Source organism: Sulfuricurvum sp. (genome assembly GCF_023229695.1).
Lineage (GTDB): Bacteria > Campylobacterota > Campylobacteria > Campylobacterales > Sulfurimonadaceae > Sulfuricurvum.
Map to the genome: position 1 here is coordinate 39,581 of NZ_JALNYS010000006.1, position 21,733 is coordinate 61,313.

Below are 21,733 nucleotides of genomic sequence, written 5' to 3' on the forward strand. Positions count from 1 at the left end.
CTCCTTAAAATGTAATTATGAATTCGCCATCGACTATTGACGGAATAGAAACTAGCGCACTGTTATACGCGACAATAAGCTCCCCATCTACAACGCTAAAACCTCCAAAAGCAATATTGGTCAAAGCGGCACATGCAGCGGCGGCGTTCAGAGCGTTTGCCGCTTCCGATGCGGCGGCAGCTGCTTTATTTATTGCAGTTGTTGTATTCGCAGATACTTCGGATGCTTTGGTGGCGACGGTTATTGCATTCGCAGATACTTCGGATGCTTTTGCAATAACCGTCGCTTCTTTTGTACTTACTACACCGATTAGAAGATTCGCTTCATTAATGAAATTTGGCAAAGCCTGTGCCATAGCATTTGCCGCATCTGCAAACTCGTCCGGCGTCATTGTGTATTGATTGGGTGGGGGCGGAAATGGTGTCATGCTAAACAACCTCCTCTATTTCTAAATTTACTACGGACTTAACTGGCCCCTCTAAAACAGTGCTAAAAGAGCGTGGATAACCGAACACGGTTGTTGCGAATGCGTCTACTTTTGATCCGACAAACAAACTAAGTTTTGCCCGGCGGGATGTGATGTAATTTTCAATCAAATCCATCTTTTTCGAATCGATTTGGACTGCGAAAGTTTTTGGCATCGAATAGTTGCCTTCGATCAGATCCGTTTGTCCAAACTGGTCCTGTGCTTTTATACTGTAATCGTTCATTTCCCCCGAGACTTTCCAGAGCGTATCACCAATGATACGCATTTTACCGGCTACGATATGCCCGATCTCGATTGAACCATTGAAGAAAAATGTGATCTCAGGATCTTTACAAATCGGTAAATCAACAACGAGAGAATTTAGATAATTGAGCGGATCGAAGAGCCATTCAAACCAATTTAACGATGGGTGAATGATTGTATTTTTGGTTTCATCGAAGATAGTTGCACCCGCAGCTTTAACAATTATTCGCACCGATCCGGCAGACAGACCGATAAGGGCGATTGTAGAAGTGAATCCGATAGTAGTGAATACCATTTTGACATCTACGCCATGTGTTACGGTATAGAGTCGATTATCGATGCAGCGGTTTGGGTTTGATTTTCCGACCAATACCCAATCTTTCGATAAATTCGGAGTAGCAGTAGTCTGCGCTACCCATCGCGTGTCTGTTGCTGGGTCCTGATTTGAAATATTTTGGATACATTTGTACCATCCAGATCCAATAAGTAGCGGTGCTTTATAAACAACATCCCCGGTTCGATAAAAAACCGTATCGCCATAGCTCATCTGTACCTGTTTCCATACTGATGTATTATTAAGATCAAATTGTGTTTTTGAGTGCGCCATGAGACATATATAAAATGTTGTGTTCGTCCCGGAGTCATAGGTCCATACAATATCGTCTACTGCATAGTCCGTTATATTTCCCCACTCTCCTTTATCACTAATAACCTGCCAATGCTGCGTATCGGTCTGTGGAGATAAAAACACGATGTCTACCGACGCAATGTAATTCGTTGCAGCTACCGACACTGTCGATCCTTTTGGATAATAGATATCCGGATAAAAAGTCGGGTACATTGCAGTATTTGCTATTTTTTCATAGACGCTATCTACGTAAACAGAACGAGAACCGGGGTTATATATAACAGCAGGATCAAAAATATTTGCATCATCAACCGGAGCTGTTGTATATGTAAGTGTCAATGGCAATGGTTCAACGATGTTCATGGATATGCCCTCACTCTTATCTCATTCCCACCCTGCGTTACACGGTCAAGCGTATCCACAAGCTTTTTAATTAAAGTAAGCCCTTTAATTATTGCCATTTTTGTATCTGCATTATCATTTGAGCCCTGCATTTGTATGTTGACTGGAACCGCTCCTGATGACAGAGGGATAACTGCTTCCGGTCCACGTTCTCCAACGATGGACCATGTCGGAGAATTTACAATTCCACCAGTTGCGTACGGTGTTGCCCCTCCGAGTAGCTGCATTACCTGAGCGACTGATTTTCGGTACTCATCGGCATCGGTCGTTGAAGATTTTAAATTTGTTAAATACTCTTTTGCGTATTGCTCCATATTTGCTTTTGCCGCGTCGCTGCCTGTTACTGCAAAAGCTGCGGCATTTTCAGTCAAAAGATTTTTTGCATATGCGGCTTTTTGAGATGTATTAAAGTTACTCTCGCCCGTTAGCAACATGTCCTGTGCTGTTTTTTGTAGAGACAGCGCCGAAGCGGCAGCGGCACTTGCAGCATTATTTAGAGACTCTGTAGTTGCATCAACGGCATTAATATATGCGTCATACGCATCAGTTGCGCTCATCAGTGCCGTTCCAAGGTTCTGCCATTGTGCAATCGTCTGCGGATCAAACGAATCTTTTATCGCTTTTTCATACTCGCTTAAAAAATTCTCTACGGAGATGTCCGATACTCCCATTTGTGCTTCGAGCGCAGATAGGTCGGCATTGAGATAATCGGATTTGAATTTAAGCTGCTCTACCGTCCCGCTTCCGAGCTGCCACTCTGAGAATTGTCGAGTTGCTGTAATGTAACTGCCGATGGATGTTGTTAACGCTTCAGTTACCGTTTTATCGATCGATGTTGCGTAGTCACTCCAGTATGAATAGATATCATCGAACTTTGCGTTTTTAATCTCAACTCCAAATACGCCACTGATTGTTTGTTCAATGCCGGTGTAGAGGGAAATAAAGTTTTTTGATAGAACATCTTTATAGCTGTCCCCGACATAATTGCCGGCATCGATAAAAATTTTCTCGCTGCTTCCGAGCTGTGTTAATAGATAGTCGTAGGTGTCAAATACCCCTTCAACAGCTTTTTTTTGCGTACCGCTAAGTGCATAATAATCGGTCCACTCGCTTGATTTAAACCAGGACTTTTTACGCATTTCTTGGAACGTTTTAACATCCTCTAAGCCTGCATCAGCGCTGGTGGTCTGGGTAAATGCATACCCAGACTTTTGTACTTTTGTTGATCCAAATGCTCCCCCAATTATAGAGCCAAGGGCTGCACCGATTGCGGTTCCTACTCCTGGGAGTATTACGGTACCGATTGCACCACCGATTGCCCCATAATTTGCCGCTCTAGTATCCGCTCCGAAAATTCTATCTCCGATTGCCCCGGTAGCGTACCCGGCAAGCCCACCCATCAGCGCACCGCCCACCATCGGGATCAGCGTAGCTCCATAACTTCCTGCGCTGCCGGTTGCGAAACCCGATCCAGTGCCGAGCAATCCTGTGGCCCCGCCGGTGAAAAAATCTCCCGCTGCCGTCCATCCCAGGTTATACGCACCGGTGGCGAGTGAAGCACTCCCGCTTGCTGCCATCGTCCCAAGACCGGTTGTCATTGCGGCATAAGCTGATTGAAGTCCGGACGCTGCGTTGAGTAGTGTCCCGATATCGCTTCCGCTTTTCGTTACCTGCCCGGCTGCATCTAAGACACTCCCTCCGGCTGTAGTAGTAAATCCGGCAGCATCTACAGTAGATCCGGATAGGCTCTGTATAGAAGATAGAGCTGTTGCGCTCACATACCCATTATCTGCAAGTATGGCATCGGCTGTAAATGCAGACCCGACACTTCGGAACAGGCTCATATTTGCAGTATTTGGAGTACCGAGCAATAAATCCTTAACGCCCCCGATCAATGCGCTAGAGAGCTGTGATGATGCCGCCCTGGCTATCGATGTTGTAAGAGAGCTCCAAAAATCACTTAGCCAGTCGCCGAAGCTGTTCCATTTTCCGACCATCGCGTCGAAAATTTGGTTATCCATTGCTTTTTCGACATCTCCGAAAAGATCGAGCCAAAATTTGTTTTGTTCCTCGAACTGTTTTTTTGCGAGTTCGGATTGTTCGTCGTAGTGTTTTTTATCGAGCGAAAACATCGAAGCATTTAACCATTCTTGCAACTGTAACTTGTCTATTCCAGCTTTTTCAAACTCGTTGTACTGCTCACCCAATTTAATCGATTCAGAGGTGTACCAATCTCCGGATAGCTGTAGCATAGATGAATATAAGTATTTTTCGGAATCAAGTTTTTTTTGATTTTTTTCTTCATTTTCTTTTGCAAAAATATTTCCGGATTCAGATAGCTTATTTAAATACTCTTGTTCATCCGCTGTTTTTTTATCTGTAAATTTTTTATTGTCAGCATCCCAAACAGCTAATATCTGTTCATTTGTCAAAATACCGGCGCTTGCTAATTTTTGAAGCTTATCGGCTTCCTCGATGGCATAGACAGAAGAAGCATCCCCAATCGTTTTATAATAATCGAGAGTCGCGGATTGCTGGAGGTCAAGGCGTTTAATTACTACATTGAGTTCTTCGGCTTCGGTCTGGGCAGGGGTTTTGCCTTTTTTAGGTTTATCAGACTTTGGGATTCCTCCTTTTTCTGGAAGTGCTATTTGTACCGCAGTTTTATCATTATTAGCTCCTTTCAATGCAGAAGCCGCTTTGATCTGCTTTAGCTTTTCCGCATACGCAACTAGCGCGTTCTGTTCTTCTGTAATAGCTAGTATTCTTGCTTTTCTATCCGCCTGTTCTTTGTCATTTTTCGAAGATTGATAGGCGTATCCATTACGCAGTTTATACGTTTGAATCAACACTTCCTGTTCTGCTCTCAGCTCTTTGCTACGCTTTACGGTATCGTGCAACTGTTGGTTAGTATCTTTGCCTTGCAAAAATTTTAAATCACCAGTAAAAGCAGTTTGACCTGCCAGTTTCGCGTGATTTGCTTCTATGCTATTAAGCAAACCTTTATACTCATACAGTGCTGCAGATGCAGTTCCAATAAGTGCTGCTGTAGCTATCCACGGGTTGAGTTTAACGGCAGTGTTAAAAGTCAATTGTGAAATAGTTGCTATTTTTGTCGCGATATTGATTTCTTTAAGGGCGGCAATACCTGTACCTAATAAAGTTATGCTATAGAAAGTACCAGCTGCAATAGCTGCTTCTTTCGTATAATGTATTAATTCCTCAAGCTCTCCATTCTGATTTGATATCACTAAATTTAGGGAATTAACTATCTTTTTAGCACTATCAAACATGCCGCTGTCACGAGCGATAGTATCTTTGAGAGATGTCCATGAATCTTCGAGATTCGATACAGCTCCTACCCATGTCTTAGCTTGCTCATCCATCATACCCGCGTATTTTTCGTTAAAGATCGCTTCGAGAGTAGATTTGATAATCTGCTTATTATTTTCAATGATTTGCGTTTTGGCTTGACCGCTTGAATCTATCCAATTATATGCAATCGTATTACCCGACATCTTTGCCGTGATACCAAATTCTTTAAGACGTTCATTTTCTCCGGTCATGGCATCCGCCATCGCTTCGACCGATGCCATCAGCGGCTTGCCTAATGCGGCAGCTGTATCACCAAGAGTTTTAAGAGATCCATCCGTCGCATCGATACCATATGCTTTAAGGCGAATAAATGCCTCCATAGTTTGATCGAGGGTATATGGAGTCTTTGCAGTAAAATCTTTTACCCATGCCAGTGACTGTTCCGCTTTTTGTGCTGATCCGCTGAGAACTTTGAGCGATACGGCATATTGCTCAAACTTACCAGATGTTTCGATGAATGATGATGCTGAAGCAGTAAGACCTGCAAACCCAAGACCGGTTGCAGCTAATGCCGCTACTTTACCAAGTGAACCTGCAAAAACACCTACAGAATCTGAGGCATCAGCACTTTTTTGACTGATTTTTTCAAACCCATCTTGAGTGACTTCAAGGGCTTTAGTATCGGAATTGATTTTTATACGGATATTTAAATCGTTTGCCATCTCACACTCCCTTGAAATCTATTTTTGTTTTGTCGAATTAAACGCATTCGTCATATGCTTACAGACTCGTAATACTTCCAGCTTATCCAGCTCATACTGCTCGCAAAACAACATAACGATCCCGCTATCAGTTTGCGCATTAGCGAACCCACTTTGCAAAGCGAGCGTCCAGCAGTCGATCAATAAATATTCTTCTTCATCGCATGGGACCATTACCGATTCTTCGTCCATCTCTTCAAGCATGGATTTGAGATGGATAAAGCTCTCATCTCTTCCATACTCTCCGGCAAACCGGATGAGTCTTTTTACTTTCCCTGCTTTGCCTCACTGATAATCGCTTCAAGAGCTTTAACAAAGTCCATAACATTGCCCTCTTCATAGAGCTCTTTAATGATCCGGTTGACCACTTCAGCTTCATTTAGGATCAAATGCATACGCACTATTTTTTCAAACAGATCTGAGCCTGTTTTACCATCTTGCTGTGCATAAGCATTAATATCCTTCGCCTCGTTGGTTGAAATCGATTGCACGGTAATAGAGGTACTTGTACCGTCTAAAAAGTCATAAACGACTGGGACATTTTGACGCTTCGCGCTAAGTACTTTTGATGCCATATTTGATCCTTATTTCAGTGTAATTAAGAAATTGTTGTTGGCGGTTCCGCCATTTTCAAGGGTAAAAGCCCGCTTCATAGTGACACGCCCGCGATCATCGGATTCGTCTACAGAATCGCTGAATGCTTTAGCCGCATCGATTACGAGCTGGTTACCTGTGCTTCCCACGGTAATGCTGATAACGCTTTGCCCACCTGCTGCGAGCTGCGTCCATGCGTTTTCATCGGTAGTCTTCGTTTTTACAAACGTAATCGAGAGTTTTGGTTCATAATTTTCGATGTAAAACTCATTGGTATTCGAAGTATATGAGCGTTCTACTTTTGCCCCCAGGTCAAGCTCAAAATCCATAATGGATAATGTAGTTCCCGATACGGTCACAACCGTATTTGCTTTGCTCATAATGATTTTCGAACCGGCATTGAGCGTTACGACAGGATTAGTCTCAGCCCCTGCAGCAGCTGTCGTAACACCTTTGGTATCAAACGAAACTTTAACAGGCTCCCCGATTTTTCCGCTGATTTTCATGCTTGCTGACATTCCCGTAACGAGACGTGAAAAACCGTCGTTATAGACTTTTGCCTGTCCTGTACCGCTGGAAGTAATCCCTCCAAGCTTATATTCAGCCTTCGTAGTTGCGGTCAGGGTTTCTGCCAAACCGGAAATTTTAAAGAGGTTTGACGCTTCGCATGCCGTGCCGAGGGTAACCGGGCTTCGCAACTCCATGCTAACCGAAAATTCAGCCGTGACATCGGAATTGTCTACGTACCCTGTAGAGCTCGCCAGTGATCCGGCTCCGATCGCGTCTGATTTACCCGTCTTTACCTTCGGGCTTAGCAAAATCGGATCGGTGATAGCCACTACATCCGTCGTGGCCGGAACCGCACCCGATTTAATAATTACCGTATTTTTAAGCGTTTCTTGCAGAGCCATCTGCTACCTCCTGTGTAAAAATTAATACTGAAGCACGTTTAGTATCGAGTAGTTGTTTTGCGGTGTCTGGGTTGACGATAACCTCTCCGCTGTATTCTTTGCCCCCGATGATGAGCACGGTTGCTTCATCGATCATCAATTTGACTTCATTCATGTGTGCTCCTATTTTTCGATAACCCGGATTTCGCAGCGGTACTCGATGATGCCATTATCAAACCCTACCGGGTAGATGGATTTGAGTCGAATCTCATCTCCATACGGACCCTTGCGGGCTTCGTCTTCGATCTTAGTGTCGATCGAATCGAGAAGCGGGTAGATCCGGTTTGTTTTAGCGTCGAGAATCTTCTTCGAAACATAGAGACCAAAAATGTATTCCCGGATTGCGAATCCTTCTTTTGCCATCCCCTCAAATGAGAGGAGATTTCCTTCCGGACGGATCAATTTGGAATCGTCGATCGAGTCGATATCGAGTCCGCTCAATGCTGTCAGAATCTTCTCTTTGGCTGTTTCGACACTCATCAGTATCCCGCCAATGTCGATTTTCCAAACTGTCGATCATCCGATGTCTTATTCGTCGCGTATTGCCCGGATACTACCGCCTGTTCGGCTTCCGGGGCACCCACCGACATCTTCCCGCTCTGGATTTGCTTGAGCAGATCGATCGAGCGACTGTATCCTTTGTCGATCGATTCGGGCATGTTCTCCGCAAACCGACGTTTATACAGATGGTAGATTGAGAGTTCGACGCTGATCTGGCGGATGATCTCCGGAACCGGATCGAGTACTGTACCCCCGGTGAATGCCAAGACCATCCCAGTAGCCTTTGTGATCGCTTCATCGACGCGGGAGGTAATGATCGCACCTATCCCTTCATCGTCGGTGAGCCGCTGTACATCATCGGCCGTGATGGTGGACGTTATATCCGACAGGGTGCAGTATGCCATTACGCTTCACCCCCTCCAGCGGGAGAGTTCAGGAAAGCGACAATATCGGCTTTTTTGGTGACCCCTTCGGGGATAGTGACACTGCGCTGTTCTGCCAGTGCTTTAAGATCATCGATCTTCATGTCAGCAAGCGGGTCTTTATCCGAGTCAGCTGTGACTTCTACCTTTTCTGCATAACCATTGTTGATCAGAAAATCCGCATTCTGCGAATCACACTCGAACGGATCTCCCCCCGGAGTCTGCAACACGCCATTGTGTATAATTGCCACTGTAGCAATCACTAAAACCATTGTTTTCATTTTTTCCCTTCTTACGCAATGACGTTTTGGATAAAGTATCCAAGATCAGGTGCAGTGATCAGTTCTTTTACCGATTCTCCGGCACGAACTACGATTCCGCCACGTAGACCGATATCTCCATCTTCTCTTTCCATCCCTAAACGATCTCCGAATTGGGCCGTAAACCCAAACGTAGTACCACTTTGGGTATTGGCCAATTGATCTCGATAAAGGAGAGAAATGTGTTTGCCCCATACCCGTTGCATAGCAACCGTCTGCCCTTTGCGAGCGGTATTTACAAAACTTTCTCCGACGGCAATTGCTTCAAGCTCAAAAAGTGCGGCAATATCTTCACGGCGGGCGATACCGCTATCCCCTGCATTTCCTAAAACTGCTTTTACAATTTTGGGATGGCGGATCAGCGCGCTAAATGCGGCTCGTCCGATTGTCATAATGTTAGGACGCATCACCATTGCGTCCAATGCATCCATAATGGTCTTAATCGGATCGGATGTCGGGTCGGAAAACTGGCTACTACCGGAGAGGACGATTTTATTAGCCGCAGCATAGTTGTTTGCATTAAAAACCAAACCTGCGGTCCGGACTTCACGATCAAGCTCAATGAGGTTGGTAATCCCCATTATCGCATTCCCCTTCGGATCATAATTCGCCGGTGCAGCTGCAATATCATCATTTGGAATCGGGTCGTCAAGGCCGTAATCATCGACGGACGCCGTTTGTTCAGTCGCTGAAAATTCAACCTGATTCGGTTTGGATTTACGTCCCACTTTTGTATCTGGGACCGTAAAGCTTTCTCCAATCGGATACGTCATGTATTTGAAAGATCTACTTCCGACCGGCACGCGCGGCAATACTGTATCGGCGATCATTGCTTTATTTCTGTAAGCAATCGAAATCGCGGTCAACTCAGGTGTAATGGTAAATGGGTATTTTGTTGCCATGTTCTCTCCTTAAATTTTCGACTGGATGATATTTACGGTACCGATATCCCCGACAACTCCGGATACCATCGCAAAACCGATCGTACGGCTTCCCGCAACGGTCGCCGCAATAGCTTTTCCAGCGGCGTCAGTGGTTACCGGACCACCGCGCACAATCGTTCCACCGAACTCTACCTCTGCAATATCATCCATTACGATATCAAGACGGTCCCCTGTGACTCCACCCAAATCCGAGACACCGATAATGTAATCGGTAGCTGCCGTTGCCAGGACAACCGTATTATCATCGGCTCCAAATTTTACGATTCGATATGCCGGAATATCTCCCCCGGCCACATAATTTTTAATAAGATCAGGATTAGCCATGGTTGGCTCCTTTTGTAATGTGGGATACCGCCTGTGAAATTGAAATCGTCCGACCGGCGGCGGCTTCGGACTCTTTGAACTCGACCGCTTTTGCAGCGATCGCTTTGGGGTCACTCAGATCATCATCGCCGGCCGCATCGGACATTTCTCCAAATGTAATTACTTTCGGCAGAGAGGAGAGGAAGTGCTCAACCATTTTGGTTGCAGGTGCGTCCCCTTCGGCAAAGGTGTAGATGCCCACCGTGTCAGCAATCGATACCATGTCGATAGCCATCTGCCGCTGCGCTGGAACAATCCGTCCTTGGGAGATAAGAGAGTCGATGAAGGCTTCTCGCTCTTTACCTCGGGTTTCATTGCGGATATCAGTAAGCTGCGCTTCGAGTTTTTTACGAGCCTCTTCTTCGTTAAAAGCAGCCGTTGACGCTTCCGCGAACTTTGTCTCAAGTGCCGCTTCATTTTGCTTTGACGCTTCGAGCTGCGCTTGTAGTGCTTTGATCTTTTCATCTTTATCCTCACCCCCCTCAGTACTTTCGCCAAATTCGATCGTGATGCACTCTTCATCGGAGGCAAAAGCGATATCCTTCAATCCTTTGATTGCCGGAGGCTGTGCACCCAAGAACCCGACATGACGAAGGGTCATATCCGGATAGAGGGCAATGGAGCGTTTTTTCCACAAACCGCTTTTTACCCCTTCTGCAAACTCAGGGAGCACTTGTTTGAATTTACCTAGAAGAAGTCCTCCCTCACGCTTGAGTCCTTCAACCCATGCATAGGCAGGAGCATTATCTTTCGGGTGTCCGATGACTGCAGGTGCTTCATGGTTCGATGGATCATACTTGGCGACAATCGTGTCGAGATCCTGTTCCGTCCATGTTTGCGTTTTTCCTGAAGAATCCGTATGAGTGCCGGCACGAAACAACTCAATCCAGTGTTCCATCATTTCTCCTTCTAATTCGATTTTATAAGTCGCATTGTAAGACGCACAGCCTCTCCAAAAATAGAATAACCGCTCCACAATCAGTTCTAAAAAAAGTTCTAAAAACCATTCAAGTAGACGCCTCCGCTTCATAAAGCGACAATTGCGATATTTAAAAAAAAAAGGATGTGCATGGGAGACGTCGAATTAATAAAACTGCTTGTAAGCGTTGTCGGGATCGGGGGGTTATTCTTTATTGCGTGGTTCTTGGTGAACAAGAGCTTGACAACGACCAGTCAAACTATGGCGGAGACAATCAAAAAAACCATCGAGGAACAATCAGAAAAAGACCAACGCAATTTTCAAATGCAGCTCGATGCGTTTAATCGCATTATGGATGAGCAAAGCAAGCGTGAAGAGCGTAGTTATGAACTCCTAAAAGATCTTCTAGAAACCAACCAACATCATGCGGCCATCATCGCTCGCGTAGAACATAAAATCGACACTCATCACCAGTGCCCTGTTATCCGAGGAGAGCTAAAACCATGAGAAATGAAATTCTAAGAGCCAAGGGTCGTATTGCCGAACTTAAAAGCAAAATTGCTGAAAAAGAGCTCGAAGCATCTGGGCTTATCATCCAAATCCGCACCTTTGCCGACCCTTATGAAAACGATATGAGCCGTATTAAATCAGGTCAAATTCGCACCGCTTCCCATCTCCTCGATGAATCCATCACCACGATTAAAACCCTTCGCTCCGAATTGGAACGGTTGGAGGACGACATTGGCTAAGAAGCAGCTCCTTTTTGCCGACGCCGAACGGCTTTACGTTATTGACCAGTGTACGATGGGCGATATCGCCTCACGATTACGTATCCACGAAAAAACCGTTGCCAACTGGAAAGAAGAAGGCGACTGGGAGAACAAACGCCGCAACCACCTTTCGGGCAAACAGGCGTTTCACGAAGAGCTCTATGATTTTTCCCGCAAATTGATGCAGAGTATCAAAGCAGATATGGACGCGGATAAAGAGGTTTCTCCTGGGAGATTTTTCGCTCTCACAAAAATGCTTCCCATGCTGATCAAAACCAAAGATTACGAAGAGATCATCGCCCGCAAAGAAAAAGAAGAAGAGAAAAAAGGCTCCGGCTCAATTACAGAAGAGACGATGCGCCTTATCGAAGAAGAGCTCGGCATCCGATGAATATCAACAAATATTTTCTCCCCTATCAATTGCGCTGGCTTGATGATAAAAGCCGTATCAAGATTTGGGAGAAATCACGCCGTATCGGTGCGACCTATATTCAATCCTATGAGGATGTACGCGACTGCGCCGCCAAAACGATCCCTGCCGTTTGGTTTTCCTCCGCCGATGAAACGGCAGCACGTGAATATATCCTCTATGCCGCACAGTGGGCAAAGGTTCTCAATATTGCTTTTAAAGATCTCGGTGAGATTGTCATCGATAGTGATAAAGACATCAAAGCTTTTTCTATCCAGTTTGCCAACGGTACCCGAATCAATGCACTTTCATCCAATCCGACACAGTTCCGATCCAAAGGTGGCAAAGTCGTATTGGATGAGTATGCATTCCATAAGGATCAGGATGCGATGTGGAAAGCGGCACGTCCGGCGATCACGTGGGGGTTCCCTCTGCGTATCCTATCGACGTATAACGGCAAGGGCAACAAATACTTCAAATTTGTCGAAGACGTTAAAAAGAAAATTCTAAAATGGTCACTGCATACGACCAGTATCGAGCTTGCAGTTGAAGAGGGTCTCGCCGATAAGATCATGGGGAGAGTGCTTACCAAAGAAGAGCGTCAAGCATGGCTGGATGAAGAACACGCAAACGTCGGAGATGAGGACACATGGCAACAAGAGTACATGTGTAACCCCGTCGATGAAACAACTGCCTTTCTCTCCTATGATCTGATCCATTCGTGTGAGCAGGAGGTATTTGTCACCGATACCGATACCGGCATTCATAAGGGTAAAAAATGGACGATCACCACTCTCACAAAGCCGGGCTATTCAATCGATACCTTAGAAGGTGAACTCTATCTCGGATATGACGTTGGTCGCAGAAAAGACTTATCAGTCCTTTGGCTTGATCGTAAAGTCGGGAATGTCTTAGAGACCTTACGCGTCATTACAATGGAAAAAACACCCTTTAAAAAACAAGAAGAAATCCTCTATCGGCATTTAGGTCTCCCCAATATGAGACGGGCTTGTTTAGATGCAACAGGTCTAGGAATGCAGTTAGCTGAAAATGCTCAGGATCAATTCGGAAGCTCACGAGTCGAAGCAATCACTTTTACTCCGAGTGTGAAATCAGAACTTATGCATACGCTCCTAGAGCGCATGGAAGATAGCACAGTTACTATTCCCGCCGACAAAGACGTACGAGGTGACTTTCACTCCTTTAGAAAAATAACCACCACTGCCGGAAACGTCCGATTCGATGTTGAGAAAAACAATACCGACGGACACGGTGACCGTGGAATAGCCAAAGCACTATCGATTCATGCTGCCGGAAACGGCTCCGGAGAGATCCACGTCACATCAAGAGCACGGAGACAATCGAGCAACATGATGAGAGGGTATGACTAATGAACGTCATAAATGCCCCTAGAAACGTTTTTTATTTTAAAACGAGTATTGATACGGAAAAAATGTTTCCGTGTGAGTTAAACGGGTGTTAAACACATTAGACAACGAATAGGAGATAACATGGCAGGCAAAAATACTAATGATCTTTTAAATGAGCTGGCAATCCATAAAAACGTGAGCGGATTCACTTCATTTCTAAAAATACTACCCGACCCCGATATTGTCCTCAGAAAACAAGGCAAGGACATCAGCGTCTACAAAGAGCTGACAAGTGATAGCCATCTATTCTCCGTTATGGGATCACGCCGATCCGGTGTACGCTCTCAAGAGTGGGCTATTGATCGCGGGAGTGCCAAGACACGCCAAAGCAAAATAATCGAGGATCTCTTCAAAACCAAGATCAAACCGTTCGACCTTATGGGATCAATCCTTGACGCTCCGTTTTACGGGTATGCAGTTATGGAAGTTGTATGGGAACATCGTGACGGACTGATCCTCCCGCTCAAAGTCGTCTCTAAACCAAAAGAGTGGTTTGCATTCGATCCCTCCGGAGAGCTGCTACTCAAATCCAAAAAAGCTCTTCAAGGCGAAGCGGTACCACCGTATAAGTTTTTGGTAGCACGGAACCAAGCTTCGTATGAAAACCCGTATGGAGAAAAAATCCTATCGCGATGTTTCTGGCCGGTAGTCTTTAAAAAAGGCGGCATCAAGTTTTGGGTAACATTTGCCGAAAAATACGGGATGCCGTTCCTGATTGGGAAGATTCCTCGCGGTTCGGCTCAAAAAGAGACGGATGCACTAGCTGACCAACTTGAAGTAATGGTCCAAGATGCGATCGCTGTTATCCCTGATGATTCCAGTGTTGAAATCAAAGAAGCCTCAGGCAAAGCATCGAGTGCGGATGTCTATGAGAAGATGGTTACATTCTTTAACTCGGAGATTTCCAAAGCGGTATTGGGTCAAACCCTCACAACCGAAATGGGCAAATCGGGAAGCTACGCGGCAAGTCAAACCCATCAAGAGGTTAGAAGTGATCTTGTTACCGAAGACAAACATCTCGTCGAAGACACGATCAATACCCTTATCGGGTGGATATGGGAATTCAACTTTAGCGGAACCCCTCCGACTTTTACCCTGTATGAAGAAGAAGATGTAGACAAGGTTTTAGCTGAGCGCGATGAAATCCTCACTAAAACGGGACTTAAATTTACCAAGAGCTACTACATGAAAGCCTACGGATTTGAAGAAGGGGATATCGATATCTCCGAAACACCCAAACCCGCCGCCACACCGAACGTTCAGAACTTTTCCGAAACGCCGATGGCACCCAAACCAGCCGACGCGCTGGACGCCCAGAGTCGCGCAGTCAATACCGCTCCCATCGAGCGTGAAATACTCTCAGAAGTGATGAAGATCATGGAGGAAGCATCTACCTACGAAGAAGCGATCGATGCGATTCTGGGAGCCTACCCGACGTTCGAACTCCCTGCGCTGCAAAACACGATTGACCGACTCACAGCCAATAGTATGATCCTCGGAGGAGCAGAGATTGAGTCCGATCAGCTTTGATTTTAATCTCCCGCCGAAAGATGCAATTGACTATCTTGATGGTAAAGGTCTAAAAATTGGATTCAACTATGAAGAGATTATGCATGAAGCACATCATACCTCTTTCACCGTTGCCAAGGTAACACGCCTTGATCTTCTCAGCGATATCCACGACAGCATCATAAAAGCGCAGCGCGACGGCATCCCATTTGAAGCATGGAAAAAAGAACTTGCCCCGACGCTGAAAAAATACGGATGGTGGGGGGAGACCACCGTCATCGACTCGGTGACGAAAGAAGCGCGGGACATCTACGTCGGAAGCCGCCGACTTCGCACGATCTTCGATACGAACATGCGGGTGAGCTACAGCATCGGACGCTACAAGCAGATGATGGGATTACCCGATTCGGTATACTGGCGCTACAGCGCGACACTCGACAGCCGTTCACGTCCGGGCCATGCGGCTAAAAACGGAATTATCCTTCATCGGGATCATCCGTGGTGGCGCACGAACTATCCTCCGAATGACTGGAACTGCCGGTGCAAGGTAAGAGCGTACAGCATGGACGATCTGAAGGCCAAAGGATGGAGTGTGTCCGAAGCGGCGCACGAAAATATCGCCTCCCCGGACTGGGCGTATGACGTCGGAGCCGGAAGCCGAGTCGGGAAGTTGACGAAGTTTGATTTGGATACCAGCATCGATGAACTTCCTACGATATCACCGAACCGATCGTATGAGGCATTGTCGCAAGACGAGATCAAACAAAAATTTTATGATGATCTTGATATATCCGCAGGGACGGTCTATATCGATAAAGTCGGTGACCCGACACTGATTGATGATGCATTGTTTACAGGATGGACCGGGTACAACAAATTGAACGATAAAAAGAAGGTCAGCCGTGCTCTGTTCGTCGATGAATTCGCATCGCTCATATCCGATCCGGATGAAATATGGCTTCAGTACGATGACGTCCGAAAGAAGATCGTCAAAAAAATGCTCCGATTTTACAAAACCCCCAATGGCGGTAAACGGGCATTGATGGCACTATTCGAATATCAGCCGGACAAGACGCAGGGAGTAACGCTGTATTTTGTGGATGGAAGCGGAACGGTTGAAGGGAAGAGGTCAGAAAAGCTTGTCTACCGAAGGGAGTCGATGTGAGGTTAGAGAGACGTTTTGCAGGGCAGGGCTCACATTGCCGATATTGTCGTCTCCCGCTCTCTTCGGTTTACGTCATTGTACACCATATTGAAACCCGCGTCAAGGAGCCATCATGAGCATCGAAGTAACCGGAATCGAAGAGATCCAGACGAAACTATCCAGACTTGCGGCAGTGACCGAAACCATGCGTCCGATCATGGCCGAGATCGGCAACAAAATCATCAATGAGATAGACGATACCTTCGATGCTGAAGGAAAGCCAAAATGGGTTCAGCTCAGCCGTACTACCCTGCGGCTTGGATATACCAACATGGGCAAAAGCACATCTAAAAAAACGCATCTGAAAAATGGGAAAGTATCGCGGGGGTTTGAGCGGTATATCGCGGATCGGAAGATATTGCAGAAGTCGGGAAGATTGAGAAGTTCAATTGTGTCAGATGTAAGTGATAATGAAGTAGTAGTGGGGACGAATCTGAAGTATGCTGCCATCCACCAGTTCGGCGGGATGGCAGGAAGAGGGAAAAAGGTTCGCATCCCGGCTCGTCCGTTCATGCCTATTGACGCAAACGGAAATTTGGAACCGGGTTTGAGAGCAGCTATTTTGAGTTACGTGGATGGGAAGCTGGAAGAAGCAGTTAAGTAGCGTTTAATTTTTGCAGAGAGTTAAACATCAAACAGTGAGGGGCGCTCTACTTTGATCATCGGTCTGCCCAGCGCGTCCTGGACAAACTTGTCACTGACCTCCAGAAACCGCGCTAGTTCTTTGGCATTCCTCCCGTTGTAATTTCGCTGGATGTAGACCCGCTTGGCGTCGTTGATCGGTTTGGTGCTGACGTAGATTGTCATGGAAGGCACCCCTTCCCAGAGTTTCGTCAGGGTATCCGCCCCGCATGCGTTGTAGACGATCGCCATGTCGCCGTCCAGAAACGGAACGACATCGATCCCCTCCATCCACGATAGATCCTTCATGCCGCACCTCCACCGCTTCCGAACATTTTTTCGATTGCCAGAATGATTCCGGTGGCTTGCTCTCTGGTCAGGTTCTTGAGATGCAAGTGATAATCCCCGGTTTGACGCTTGACGAAGTTTTTAAGGGCATCGTCGGTTTTGTCTCTCGCATAGAGCCCCCACATCGTCTCGATCTTCGATATCTGGGCCGGTGTCGCCATCCCCGGAGCGACTGGTCTCCCTTTCGGATTCTGTATGGTGGTTTTCGTCTTTCCGTTCAGGTAGTCGATCAGGTTCTCCAGCTCACCGATCGAGAGCTGCTTCGAACTCTTGACCCCGTAGGCGTTGACCAGGAACGATTCGTACAGGTCCCGGTCATTTTTGTAGATCGTCCGGTACATCGGGGTCATGTGGACTTTTTTGTAGAGCCGCTCGTGATACTCTTTTTGTTTAGGGGTCATCGGGTCTCCTTTTTTAGATAATTACAGACGTTACAGACGTACAGTTATTTTTTTGCTACAAGTATCAAATATCGTAAAATAGGTGCTTTCAGGCTACGTTTGTACATCTGTAACCCCTGTAGAAATTTTTTTATAGAGTCTCAGTTTGCCTTTTTTGGCAGAAGACCAGCATCGGCCCTCATGTTTTTCAAGCCATCCGATACGTGTTTTATCTGCCCCATGAGAGCCTACTGATTTGAGCAATACCCCCTGTGCCAACTCTTCATTATTAATCAGCTCTAATATCTTCTTCACAAACTCACGCTCTTCGTCACCCATAGATGCCACGATGGGATCAAGCGGAGTCATCTTCATCGTTTTAATATCGATCGTGTACCCAGCCTCTTCAGTTCCGTTGCGCTTTTTTTCCGGCGTCATAATGAAATGCTTTTCGTTCAAGTCCGAATGAACTGCGCGCAGATGCCACACCTCGTCCGCCGAATCGATCAGCGATCCGCCGCCTTTCATCGTGAGGCCGTTTTTGGTCGAATGGTTGAGGACGATCACCGTTCCACCCGATTTGCGGATACGCTTGCACATGGCGTTGAAGTTCCGTATTTTGTTCTCGTCGTACATCCCGCCGTTTAAAAAGAACTGGAGACTGTCATACACGACGGCGACGTTGCGGTAGAAGCTCCCTTCGGCGTTTGCTTTTAGATCGTGCATAATCTTCTTCATGTCGGATTCTGCATCGTCGAGCATATCGGCGTTGACGTAGTGCATTCTCCCCGCATACCGGTTCAGGAAACGATCCCACCCGCGATCTTTGAGGAGGTGGATGCCGTTATCGTTGTCGAGATAGATCACCTCCAGACCACAATCCATCAACGCACCAGAGAGCGCGAACGACATCCATGTCTTTCCTGTACCAGCCGGGGCATAGAGGATATTGATCGTGCTTTGCGCGATAGTACGGTCGAGATAAAACACACGTTCACCGACCTCTTCGATATCATTCTCATCGATGACGTACCGTGTTAAAAAATCGAATCTGCTCATTGCTTCCCTTTTTTAGTTGATTCAATCGCCCCCATCACCATGGAGGCTGTTAAATCCACATCATAATCTTTTCATCTTCGCCTCGATCTCAGCTCTCGCTTCACGCAGTGCCTTGATGTTGGCCTCACAGATCATCCGCTCCATGTGCAGCGCATCTTTGAACTGGTTCCGCTTCTGCTCTACGATTGAGAATACACGTTCAAAGGTTCTCATGCTGATGTCCCAGCAGCTCATCGAGCGATGGGCTGACCTTGGCCATCCCTTCCGATTTTCCTCTGAAAAATGCCTCGTTGACGAGTGTTATGACATCTTCATACGATACGTACCGCTTGATCCCTCCGTTTCGTCCGTCCACGATTTGGATCTGGTCCTTCGATAAGTCGTATGGGAGGCTGTAGGTAATATCTGTTTTTGCAGTCTCCTCGCATGCCATACAGATCGATCGCAGACCACCGCGACCAAGACGCTTTCCATAGGCCTCCGTAGGTTTATCCATTCCGCACGCTTCGCATACTTTTGACTGCTTCAGAAACAGCGGCTTAATCGCATCGTCGAAGAGGTCCGTATCTGGATTGACCGTCTCCGGATTGACCGTCAACCCATTCGGAAGGACGAGATGAAACAGATCGGGAATATCAAACCCATTATTTTCCAGCTCTTTGTGTGTCGGGATGCGTAGCATTTTGGGGTTTCGTTTCGCTTTTTGCACAAACCTCTCGTAATGCTCACCCCCAATGATCTTACCCATGCGCCGCCTCCCCGATGCTATCCACCCTGTCGATATCTATCAGGCAGATTTCGTTCTCCCACATATCATAAACCCGGAAGCTGCGCATCTCGCTTCGGACATCGATCTCCATGTCCAGCAGCACCTCTTGATCCTCATACTCGGCCAGCGCCTCGTCGGAATACCGGACGTTTTCGAACATGACCCCGCCGAACTTCACCCGCCGTATGATCGGCGCGAATGATGGGTTATTGCTCATGCCGCGCTCCCTTCGAGATCGTTCTCTTTGGTCTCGATCCAGAACTTGTCCTCGATCACCAGCGTCGCATCGACCAGTGCCAGGCGTTCAGTGCTCCAGCTTCGCATGATCTCTTTATTGACCGTCGGTTTGGTTGATATCGCTTCATCGAACCCATGTTTTTGCAGCAGCTCCAGCGTCGTTTTCTTGACCGATACGCTCGTGCTCTGACGATATCCGAACAACCCGAAGTTCAGCTCGATGGTCTTTTTGTCGCTGAACAGCTCACCCCGGTTGTACTCGCTGTACACCGCCAGCGATTTTTCCATCGCTTCGATCTGCTCCAGCATCGGGCGTGTATCCTCTACCATCGCCTCCTTGATCGCATTGACCGCGATATCGGCATCCGCCTGACGCTTGCGCACCTGCGCTTTCAAATCCGCTATCTCATGCAGTATCCCGTCCGCTTCAGAGAGCGACGTGATTTTTCGGGTATCCACCGTTGGTTTACTTCGTGCTTTTGCCATAACTTTCTCCCAATATACAAAGCCGTACCGCGTAGCTACCGCGACACGCACTTTTTTCTTTATTCTAAGTCCCATCGGAACCACCTCATATCTATTGGAGTCCTCCATCAGAGCTACCGTCGTAGCTCTTGAGAAACACTCTAAAAATTCAAAAACTATCGAAATCAGTTTGTAACGTTTTAACCTCCTCTATCAAGAAATTAACGAGACGTTTTTTTGTATTATCAGTTAGTCGTATTTCCTGATTTTCACTATGTCCATACATTATTCTCAGTAATCCACCTTCAACACAAGATTGAAGTACCATACGAATATCTGTTAAGCTATTGATGGTTTCATTCGCTTTTTGTAGAGTTTCAAGCTTCATCACTTTGCTCCGGTTTAATATCTTTCATTTGATATGGATTGATCACGCCACCAATCTCTACATCCACATAAACCTCATGGTTAAAAATACGGGTCCGTATAACATGCCCCTCAAACAGTCCCACAAGTACCCGTTGTTTCTCTTTCAGCCGAGACAGCTTGAGCGCATCGGCGATCTTCTCTTTGGGTACCAAATAGTCAAAAAACACATTTAGCTTTTCAATCAACTCTTTTTCGTCCATTTATCTTCTCCTTTATTTTTATTAAACATAACAATCAAAACATCAATAATCGCCCATATTCCAAGCCCGAAAGCTGTCCCAAGAATAAATTCCATACCAACCGCCTTACGTACATAAATCAGCCGCTATTGCGGCTACGATAACGACTACAGCTATTGCCAACCATAGAGCAGCATGCACTTTTTTCTTTTCCCAAATGTAGACTGGTTTCACCGTTTCCCCCTTGGACACGTCTCACAATGTTTACGAACGATCAAATAAATCCGATCGCTTAGATTTCTACCCTCATGCGCTGCATCGGCATACTTTCGACATACGTCCGGATGAATCTCTCCAATAGCCGGACACTGCACCAATTCGCTCTCAAGATGCCCGTACTTTTCATGGATCAACTTGAAAAGCTTTTCGGGGTTGAACTTATAGGTTCCGTTCATCAGCGTTTGCCATGTTGCCGGAGATTTACCCGTTGTTTCAGCCATCTTTCTCAGGCTGCCCTCATGCTTATAGGCCAGTTGAAGCAATTCAAGATCACTCATATAATTCCTTTATCTCAAGCTCTTTGATAAGGGCTTCTCGTTTGTCATGATGGACAATGAACATCCTTCGATCATTGGAATTTGATCGAGTTATTCGCTCCATAATTCCCAGTTCTGTGAACTCTTCGAGATATCGAATCGTTTTTGATGAATACAGATGAATATTTGCAATGCTGGCGATCCGTTCTCGGTACATGAGGTCATGCTTCATAGCGCGCAAGAGTTTGAGCTTATCCGCAATCTGTACCGGATGATTACCGTCTAAAATGAACTCTTCACCGGTATTTTCATCCCGGACGATATCGCACGGTTTTTTGAGCACGGACGGGGATCGTATCCCTGTATTTTTGAGCAGCTTGTAATGACGATCACCAAAGGTTTCCGATCCATTCTCCAGTTCTAAATAACCTGCCAACTCCAGTACTCTAAAGATAGGCATCAAGAAGCTTTTATCCACATCGAGGATCATCATCACATCCCCGACGCGAAACGCTCTGTTGCGCCGCATGAAGTCCCAT

At 46.3% G+C, this 21,733-nt stretch carries 30 protein-coding genes; 7 read left to right on the top strand and 23 right to left on the bottom strand.

The genetic code is table 11. From position 1 onward, the window contains the following. Window positions 1–4: 4 nt before the first annotated feature. The 12 genes from M0P91_RS05215 to M0P91_RS05270 form a co-directional block, all read right to left on the bottom strand. Complete coding sequence (locus M0P91_RS05215; protein WP_295065332.1) at window positions 5–427, bottom strand: hypothetical protein; 423 nt, start codon at window positions 425–427, stop codon at window positions 5–7. A gap of 1 nt (window position 428) precedes the next feature. After that, window positions 429–1,721 carry a hypothetical protein gene (locus M0P91_RS05220; RefSeq protein WP_295065334.1) on the bottom strand — a complete coding sequence of 431 codons (1,293 nt, stop codon included), beginning with the start codon at window positions 1,719–1,721 and terminating at the stop codon, window positions 429–431. After that, window positions 1,718–5,797: a tape measure protein gene (locus M0P91_RS05225; protein WP_295065336.1), complete on the bottom strand. Its 4,080-nt coding sequence runs from the start codon at window positions 5,795–5,797 to the stop codon at window positions 1,718–1,720. The genes M0P91_RS05220 and M0P91_RS05225 overlap by 4 nt, the downstream gene beginning before the upstream one ends. Window positions 5,798–6,102: 305 nt before the next feature. After that, window positions 6,103–6,411, bottom strand: coding sequence for a hypothetical protein (locus M0P91_RS05230; RefSeq protein WP_295065338.1), 309 nt, complete (start codon window positions 6,409–6,411; stop codon window positions 6,103–6,105). 9 nt (window positions 6,412–6,420) lie between these two features. Continuing rightward, on the bottom strand, window positions 6,421–7,341 hold the full coding sequence (locus tag M0P91_RS05235) for a hypothetical protein (protein ID WP_295065340.1): 921 nt from the start codon (window positions 7,339–7,341) through the stop codon (window positions 6,421–6,423). Next, window positions 7,319–7,495, bottom strand: coding sequence for a hypothetical protein (locus tag M0P91_RS05240; protein ID WP_295065342.1), 177 nt, complete (start codon window positions 7,493–7,495; stop codon window positions 7,319–7,321). Before M0P91_RS05240 ends, M0P91_RS05235 begins: the two co-directional genes overlap by 23 nt. An 8-nt stretch (window positions 7,496–7,503) precedes the next feature. Continuing rightward, window positions 7,504–7,860, bottom strand: coding sequence for a hypothetical protein (locus M0P91_RS05245; RefSeq protein ID WP_295065344.1), 357 nt, complete (start codon window positions 7,858–7,860; stop codon window positions 7,504–7,506). After that, on the bottom strand, window positions 7,860–8,285 hold the full coding sequence (locus M0P91_RS05250) for a DUF1320 domain-containing protein (protein WP_295065346.1): 426 nt from the start codon (window positions 8,283–8,285) through the stop codon (window positions 7,860–7,862). Before M0P91_RS05250 ends, M0P91_RS05245 begins: the two co-directional genes overlap by 1 nt. Continuing rightward, window positions 8,285–8,584 (bottom strand): hypothetical protein, encoded by a 300-nt coding sequence (locus M0P91_RS05255; protein WP_295065348.1) that lies wholly within the window; start codon window positions 8,582–8,584, stop codon window positions 8,285–8,287. The genes M0P91_RS05250 and M0P91_RS05255 overlap by 1 nt, the downstream gene beginning before the upstream one ends. Before the next feature lie 11 nt (window positions 8,585–8,595). Then, entirely contained in the window at window positions 8,596–9,525 is a 930-nt protein-coding gene (locus M0P91_RS05260; protein WP_295065350.1) for a major capsid protein, read from the bottom strand. 9 nt (window positions 9,526–9,534) lie between these two features. Then, window positions 9,535–9,891: a hypothetical protein gene (locus M0P91_RS05265; protein WP_295065352.1), complete on the bottom strand. Its 357-nt coding sequence runs from the start codon at window positions 9,889–9,891 to the stop codon at window positions 9,535–9,537. Next, entirely contained in the window at window positions 9,884–10,828 is a 945-nt protein-coding gene (locus M0P91_RS05270) for a hypothetical protein (RefSeq protein ID WP_295065354.1), read from the bottom strand. The genes M0P91_RS05265 and M0P91_RS05270 overlap by 8 nt, the downstream gene beginning before the upstream one ends. 171 nt (window positions 10,829–10,999) lie before the next feature. Between M0P91_RS05270 and M0P91_RS05275 the strand changes: the two genes are divergently transcribed. The 7 genes from M0P91_RS05275 to M0P91_RS05305 all read left to right on the top strand — a co-directional run bounded on the left by M0P91_RS05275 (window position 11,000) and on the right by M0P91_RS05305 (window position 16,775). Beyond that, window positions 11,000–11,356, top strand: a complete 357-nt coding sequence (locus tag M0P91_RS05275) for a hypothetical protein (protein ID WP_295065356.1) — start codon at window positions 11,000–11,002, stop codon at window positions 11,354–11,356. After that, window positions 11,353–11,598, top strand: coding sequence for a hypothetical protein (locus M0P91_RS05280; protein ID WP_295065358.1), 246 nt, complete (start codon window positions 11,353–11,355; stop codon window positions 11,596–11,598). The genes M0P91_RS05275 and M0P91_RS05280 overlap by 4 nt, the downstream gene beginning before the upstream one ends. Beyond that, entirely contained in the window at window positions 11,591–12,010 is a 420-nt protein-coding gene (locus M0P91_RS05285) for a hypothetical protein (protein ID WP_295065360.1), read from the top strand. The genes M0P91_RS05280 and M0P91_RS05285 overlap by 8 nt, the downstream gene beginning before the upstream one ends. Further along, window positions 12,007–13,419, top strand: coding sequence for a terminase family protein (locus M0P91_RS05290; RefSeq protein ID WP_295065362.1), 1,413 nt, complete (start codon window positions 12,007–12,009; stop codon window positions 13,417–13,419). Before M0P91_RS05285 ends, M0P91_RS05290 begins: the two co-directional genes overlap by 4 nt. 120 nt (window positions 13,420–13,539) lie before the next feature. Continuing rightward, on the top strand, window positions 13,540–14,988 hold the full coding sequence (locus M0P91_RS05295) for a DUF935 family protein (RefSeq protein ID WP_295065364.1): 1,449 nt from the start codon (window positions 13,540–13,542) through the stop codon (window positions 14,986–14,988). Further along, on the top strand, window positions 14,969–16,132 hold the full coding sequence (locus tag M0P91_RS05300) for a phage minor head protein (protein WP_295065366.1): 1,164 nt from the start codon (window positions 14,969–14,971) through the stop codon (window positions 16,130–16,132). Before M0P91_RS05295 ends, M0P91_RS05300 begins: the two co-directional genes overlap by 20 nt. A gap of 112 nt (window positions 16,133–16,244) precedes the next feature. Beyond that, window positions 16,245–16,775: a phage virion morphogenesis protein gene (locus tag M0P91_RS05305; RefSeq protein ID WP_295065369.1), complete on the top strand. Its 531-nt coding sequence runs from the start codon at window positions 16,245–16,247 to the stop codon at window positions 16,773–16,775. A 20-nt stretch (window positions 16,776–16,795) separates the two neighbouring features. On the opposite strand, the gene M0P91_RS05310 is transcribed toward M0P91_RS05305, so the two are convergent. The 11 genes from M0P91_RS05310 to M0P91_RS05360 form a co-directional block, all read right to left on the bottom strand. Next, complete coding sequence (locus tag M0P91_RS05310; protein ID WP_295065371.1) at window positions 16,796–17,101, bottom strand: hypothetical protein; 306 nt, start codon at window positions 17,099–17,101, stop codon at window positions 16,796–16,798. Beyond that, window positions 17,098–17,541, bottom strand: a complete 444-nt coding sequence (locus tag M0P91_RS05315) for a regulatory protein GemA (RefSeq protein ID WP_295065373.1) — start codon at window positions 17,539–17,541, stop codon at window positions 17,098–17,100. The genes M0P91_RS05310 and M0P91_RS05315 overlap by 4 nt, the downstream gene beginning before the upstream one ends. A gap of 93 nt (window positions 17,542–17,634) precedes the next feature. Beyond that, a complete protein-coding gene (locus M0P91_RS05320; RefSeq protein WP_295065375.1) occupies window positions 17,635–18,579 on the bottom strand; it encodes an AAA family ATPase in 945 nt (314 codons plus the stop codon). 60 nt (window positions 18,580–18,639) lie between these two features. Next, window positions 18,640–18,792, bottom strand: coding sequence for a hypothetical protein (locus M0P91_RS05325; protein ID WP_295065377.1), 153 nt, complete (start codon window positions 18,790–18,792; stop codon window positions 18,640–18,642). Beyond that, window positions 18,779–19,327, bottom strand: coding sequence for a hypothetical protein (locus tag M0P91_RS05330; protein WP_295065379.1), 549 nt, complete (start codon window positions 19,325–19,327; stop codon window positions 18,779–18,781). The genes M0P91_RS05325 and M0P91_RS05330 overlap by 14 nt, the downstream gene beginning before the upstream one ends. After that, window positions 19,320–19,565, bottom strand: a complete 246-nt coding sequence (locus tag M0P91_RS05335; RefSeq protein ID WP_295065381.1) for a Mu transposase C-terminal domain-containing protein — start codon at window positions 19,563–19,565, stop codon at window positions 19,320–19,322. The genes M0P91_RS05330 and M0P91_RS05335 overlap by 8 nt, the downstream gene beginning before the upstream one ends. Further along, window positions 19,562–20,071, bottom strand: coding sequence for a host-nuclease inhibitor Gam family protein (locus M0P91_RS05340; protein WP_295065383.1), 510 nt, complete (start codon window positions 20,069–20,071; stop codon window positions 19,562–19,564). The genes M0P91_RS05335 and M0P91_RS05340 overlap by 4 nt, the downstream gene beginning before the upstream one ends. Before the next feature lie 148 nt (window positions 20,072–20,219). Continuing rightward, on the bottom strand, window positions 20,220–20,438 hold the full coding sequence (locus M0P91_RS05345; protein ID WP_295065385.1) for a hypothetical protein: 219 nt from the start codon (window positions 20,436–20,438) through the stop codon (window positions 20,220–20,222). Then, a complete protein-coding gene (locus M0P91_RS05350) occupies window positions 20,428–20,679 on the bottom strand; it encodes a hypothetical protein (protein ID WP_295065387.1) in 252 nt (83 codons plus the stop codon). Before M0P91_RS05350 ends, M0P91_RS05345 begins: the two co-directional genes overlap by 11 nt. 209 nt (window positions 20,680–20,888) lie before the next feature. Beyond that, entirely contained in the window at window positions 20,889–21,215 is a 327-nt protein-coding gene (locus M0P91_RS05355) for a hypothetical protein (protein ID WP_295065389.1), read from the bottom strand. Further along, complete coding sequence (locus tag M0P91_RS05360; protein WP_295065391.1) at window positions 21,208–21,723, bottom strand: hypothetical protein; 516 nt, start codon at window positions 21,721–21,723, stop codon at window positions 21,208–21,210. Before M0P91_RS05360 ends, M0P91_RS05355 begins: the two co-directional genes overlap by 8 nt. Window positions 21,724–21,733 lie beyond the last annotated feature (10 nt).